The 1,093-nt window shown below is 33.8% G+C and carries 4 protein-coding genes; all 4 read right to left on the reverse strand.

What is annotated here, in order from left to right:
* Nucleotides 1-251 (reverse strand): 30S ribosomal protein S13 (rpsM, locus tag EZH24_RS12390; RefSeq protein ID WP_137999361.1); only part of this gene is annotated, 251 nt, incomplete at its 3' end.
* Nucleotides 252-283: 32 nt separating this feature from the next.
* Nucleotides 284-400 carry a 50S ribosomal protein L36 gene (gene rpmJ / locus EZH24_RS12395; RefSeq protein ID WP_137999362.1) on the reverse strand — a complete coding sequence of 39 codons (117 nt, stop codon included), beginning with the start codon at nt 398-400 and terminating at the stop codon, nt 284-286.
* A 21-nt stretch (nt 401-421) separates the two neighbouring features.
* Nucleotides 422-640: a translation initiation factor IF-1 gene (gene infA / locus EZH24_RS12400; protein ID WP_137999363.1), complete on the reverse strand. Its 219-nt coding sequence runs from the start codon at nt 638-640 to the stop codon at nt 422-424.
* A gap of 12 nt (nt 641-652) precedes the next feature.
* Nucleotides 653-1,093 (reverse strand): preprotein translocase subunit SecY (locus tag EZH24_RS12405; protein WP_419670464.1); only part of this gene is annotated, 441 nt, incomplete at its 5' end.

Below are 1,093 nucleotides of genomic sequence, written 5' to 3' on the forward strand. Positions count from 1 at the left end.
ATATCCTTTAATCGTTTTATATTATTAAACAATTCCGTTCTCAAATCGCCTTCGACTTTAGTGGTAGATTCTATAGCGTCTCTTAAAGCCGTAATTTGAGCGTCCGTAAGGTCTTTAGCCTTAACGGAATAATCTATATTAGCCTTATCGCATATAACATGAGCCAATGTCCTGCCAATTCCGTATATGTCGGTAAGCGCTATTTCTATTCTTTTATTATTTCTTATTTCAACACCCATCAATCGAGCCATTATTTATTTTCTCCTTAAAACTTAAAATAAAATTATTTCTGCTTTTGTTTATGTCTTGGATTTTTTTTACATATAACTCTAACTATGCCTTTTCTTTTAACTATTTGACAATCGTTACATCTTTTTTTAATCGAACTTTTTACTTTCATTATAATTAATCTCCATTTTATTTACTTATAGCGATAAATTATTCTTCCCTTTGTCAAATCGTAGGGAGACATTTCTATAGTCACTTTATCGCCTGGAAGAATACGAATAAAATTCATACGCATTTTCCCAGATATATGAGCCAAAATTCTATGCCCGTTTTCAAGTTCCACTCTAAAAGTAGCGTTGGGCAAAGGCTCTACCACAATTCCTTCAACTTCAATAGTTTCTTTTTCAGCCATAACTAATTACCTTTACCTTCGCACTTTAGATTTTTTTAATATTCCATCGTAATTATGCATTTGCAAATACGACTCTATTTGTTTCAATAATTCAACGGCTACGCTTACGCTAATCATAACCGAAGTTCCGCCCATCAAATATACCAAAGAATTATTTGTTCCCTTAAAAGGAGCGAATATAGGAATCTTCGTCATAAGGTCGGGAAATACCGCAATCGCCGCCAAAAATATCGAACCGCCTATGGTTATTCTTCCCAATACAGTTTTAAGATATTCTGCCGTTTGCGTCCCAGGTCTATAACCAGGTATAAAACCGCCCTGCTTTTTAAGATTTTCCGCTATATCGTCTGGATTAAATTGCACCGAAGTATATACATAAGCGAACATTATAACCAATAGACAATATAAAATTATATAAGCCCAGCTTCCGTAAGAGAAAAATCCAAGTAAAGA

It is taken from the genome of Brachyspira catarrhinii, from assembly GCF_005518285.1.
Lineage (GTDB): Bacteria > Spirochaetota > Brachyspiria > Brachyspirales > Brachyspiraceae > Brachyspira > Brachyspira catarrhinii.

What these genes read in the sequence shown, in the direction of transcription:
- rpmJ (WP_137999362.1), bottom strand. Translation starts at nt 400, where the DNA reads ATGAAAGTAAAAAGTTCGATTAAAAAAAGATGTAACGATTGTCAAATA.
- infA (WP_137999363.1), bottom strand. Translation starts at nt 640, where the DNA reads ATGGCTGAAAAAGAAACTATTGAAGTTGAAGGAATTGTGGTAGAGCCT.